The organism is Brevibacterium sp. (assembly GCF_022712115.1).
GTDB lineage: Bacteria > Actinomycetota > Actinomycetes > Actinomycetales > Brevibacteriaceae > Brevibacterium > Brevibacterium salitolerans.
In genome coordinates, this window is sequence record NZ_JALAHB010000011.1 from 1 (window position 1) to 3,548 (window position 3,548).

The window sequence follows — 3,548 nt, forward strand, 5'->3', positions numbered from 1 at the left end:
GCTCGATGGTCTGACGTGCGGCGCGGGAGGGGTCGCCGCCGCCCATCATCTGCTGGACCTGTCCCATGATCTGCTGCAGCATCGCGGGGTCGAAGGGCATGCCCCCGGCCTGTCCGCCCTGTCCTGAGGGGAACGGCGCTCCGCCCTGCCCGTACATCATGCCGAACATCTGCTCGAACGGGTTCCTGCCGTTCTCGTCGTCCTCGCCGGGCGTCTTGTCGTCGAACCTGTCGCTCATCGCTTCCCTCGCTCCTGAAGTGGCAGTGCTGCCAGCGTAACGTCTGCATCCGTGCATAACCTTCCGGCTGCCTGTCCGCTCACAGCTGAGGGCGGACAGGGCGGATGATTTCCGGACGGGACGTGTGCGCAACTAGACTGGTCCGGACTCTGATACGTGACTGGGAGGTCGACGCCGGTGAGCAGCACTCCGCCCGCAGCGGACCCTTCGCAGTCCGCGGACGGCGTCCGGCAGGGCGAGGTGCGCCGGACGCGCCGCCTCCGCCGTCCCGGTGCGGTGGGCGTCTCCTCGTTCCTCCTCTACGCGCTCGTCTTCGCAGCCGCGCTCATCCCCGTGCCGTATCTGCTGCAGATGCCGGGGCCGGTGGTGAACACGCTCGAGCCCTACGAGGGCCGTGAGCTCATCACCATCTCGGGCACGCAGACCTACGAGGCCGAAGGTCAGCTCGACATGCTGACGGTGGCGGTGGCCGGCGGCCCCGGCCGCAGCGTCTATGCCTCCAATGCGCTGGGCTCCCTGGTCAAGGGTTCGGAGACGGTGGTGCCCAGTGAGGCCTTCTACCCGCTGGAGACCACGCGGGAACAGGTGAGCGACCAGAACTCGGCGGACATGGTCTCGTCCCAGGACGAGGCCACGGCCGCCGCGCTGGGGGAGCTGGGCATCGACTTCTCCACGGTCGTGGGCGTGAGCTCCGTGGCTCCGGACTCCGCGGCCGCCGGGGCGGTGGAGCCCGGGGACCTTCTCCTCAAGGTCGACGGCACACCCGTGGAGGGGTCGCCCGAGGGCATGGCGGCCGTGAAGGACGCGGTCGCCTCCTCGGACGGACCGGTCGCGCTCACGGTGCAGCGGGACGGTGAGGAGCACGAGGTCGAGGTGGAGCCGCACGACGTCGACGGCACCCGGGCCATCGGTGTGGTCATGGGGCTCGGCTACTCGTTCCCCTTCGACGTCGAGTTCGCGGTGGAGGGGATCGGCGGCCCCTCCGCGGGCACCATCTTCGCCCTCACGATCATCGACAAGCTCACGGAGGGCAATCTCACCGGAGGGGTGCCCATCGCGGGGACGGGCGCCATCGACGCCGAGGGGGTGATCTCACCCATCGGCGGAGCGCGGCAGAAGGTCGTGGCCGCCGCGGCGGCGGGCGCGGAGTACTTCCTCTCGCCCGCGGACAACTGCGCCGAGGTGCTCAGCGCTCCCGGGGCGGAGGATCTCACGGTGGTGCGCGTCGACGACCTGCACGAGGCGCGTGCCGCGGTCGAGGACATCGCTGCGGACGAGGACGGCGCGCTCCCCTCCTGCGCACCGGCGCACTCATGACTGACGCGGGCGCAGGCCCGCATGCACAACGGGCAGGCGGAGGACCGCCGGCTCACAATACGGACGACAAGGAAGGGCGACTGTGAGCTTTTCAGCCAGACCCACCGCACCACCCTCGAGCGGCGGCCGCAGACGGCCGTCGCCGCTGTTCCTGACGATCGCCGCGGTCCTGGTCCTCGTGGGCCTGTTCGTGGTGTTCGCGCAGATCTACACGGAGGTGCTCTGGTTCGATCAGCTGGAGCGTCTCAACGTCTTCACCACCGAATGGCTGACCAAGGGCGTGCTGTTCGTCATCGGCTTCCTGCTCATGGCCCTGCCGCTGTGGCTGATGCTCTCCCTGGCGCACCGTTCGAGGCCGGAGACGCTCCCGGCCTCCCCGCGGGAGGAGAACCTCAACCGCTACCGTGAGGCCGTCGAGCCGCTGCGCAGGACCTTCACGCTCGCCATCCCCGCCGTCGTGGGCTTCCTGGGCGGGCTCGCGCTCACGGCCTCGTGGCAGGACGCGCTGCTCCTCGTGAACTCCGTGCCCTTCGGCTCCGCGGATGCGCAGTACGGCCACGACCTCGGCTTCTACATCTTCCAGCTGCCCATGATCAACGTGCTCGCGGGCTATCTGGGGATGGTCGCGCTGCTCGCGTGCATCGCCGGGATCGTCGCCCACTACCTGTTCGGCGGCGTGCGCCCGCGTGAGACGCGCGGCTTCGAGATCACGAAGGCCGCCCGGGTGCAGCTCGCCTCGGCGCTCGCGGTGCTGGTCCTCATCCAGGCGGTCCGCCTGTTCCTGTGGCGCTACGGCAAGCTCACGGACGACTCCGGCCTGGTGACGGGTGCGACCTACGCGGACGTGCACGCCGCACTCCCGGCGATCCTCATCGTCGCCGTGGCCGCGGCGCTGGTGGCGGCACTCGTCTTCTCCACCGCCTACTTCCGCACGTTCCGGCTCACGGCGATCTCCGTGGGCATGCTCGTGGTGCTCGGCGGCGTCGCCGTCCTCGGCTTCCCCGCTGCCGTGCAGCAGTTCCAGGTGAACCCGTCCCAGCAGAGCCTGGAGGCGGACTACATCAACCGGCATCTCGAGGCCACGCGGGACGCCTATGACATCGACGACGTGGACGTCATCCCGTACAACCCGCAGACGGAGGGCGAAGCGGGTGCGCTGCGCCGTGACGCCGTGACGGCGGCGAGCGTGCGTCTGCTCGATCCGAACCTGGTCTCGGACACGTTCCGCCAGCTGCAGCAGAGCCGCTCGTACTACGCGTTCCCGGAGCAGCTCGACGTCGACCGCTACGACATCGACGGCGAGACCGAGGACACGGTCATCGCGGTGCGCGAGCTCAACCCGAACGCGCAGTCGGACAGCACCTGGGTCAACCAGGCGACGGTCTACACGCACGGGATCGGCGTCGTCGCCGCGTACGGCAGCCGGCAGGGCCAGGACGGCGAGCCGGTGTTCTTCGAGGACAGCATCCCCGCCTCGGGCGTGCTCACCGAGCAGTCGGAGTACGAGCCGCGCGTGTACTTCGGCGAGCGCTCCACGCAGTACTCGATCGTGGGCGCGCCGGAGGGCGCGGACCCGGTCGAGCTCGACTACCCGGCGGACGAGGACGAGGGCTCCGGCCAGGTGAACTACACGTTCACGGGTCAGGCCGGCCCCAGCGTGGGCAACCTCTTCAACCGCCTCCTCTACGCGATCAAGCTCCAGGACGAGCAGATCGTGCTGGCGGACACCGTGAATGAGGAGTCGCAGATCCTCTACGACCGGACCCCGCGGGAGCGCGTGCAGAAGCTCGCGCCGTTCCTCGAGGTGGACGGCGACCCCTACCCGGCCGTGGTGGACGGGAAGATCAAGTGGATCCTGGACGGCTACACGACGTCCAACCAGTACCCGTACTCGCGGCCCTCGGTCCTCCAGGAGGCCACGAGCGACGCCAACACGGAGAACACCAATGCGGTGGCGACCCTGCCGGACCAGCAGGTGAACTACATCCGCAAC

The 3,548-nt window shown here is 69.4% G+C and carries 2 protein-coding genes and 1 pseudogene; 2 read left to right on the forward strand and 1 reads right to left on the reverse strand.

The annotated features are described in order from the left end of the window. A pseudogene (locus tag Q0A33_RS00405) lies at positions 1-238 on the reverse strand (hypothetical protein); the annotation flags it as partial. Between the two features lie 177 nt (positions 239-415). On the opposite strand from Q0A33_RS00405, the gene Q0A33_RS00410 reads away from it, so the two are divergent. Beyond that, the gene (locus tag Q0A33_RS00410; protein WP_291791504.1) at positions 416-1,555 is read left to right on the forward strand and encodes a PDZ domain-containing protein; all 1,140 of its coding nucleotides are present in this window, start codon (positions 416-418) and stop codon (positions 1,553-1,555) included. Between the two features lie 82 nt (positions 1,556-1,637). Further along, positions 1,638-3,548, forward strand: a 1,911-nt coding sequence (locus Q0A33_RS00415) for a UPF0182 family protein (protein ID WP_291791506.1), incomplete at its 3' end; no start/stop codon positions are given.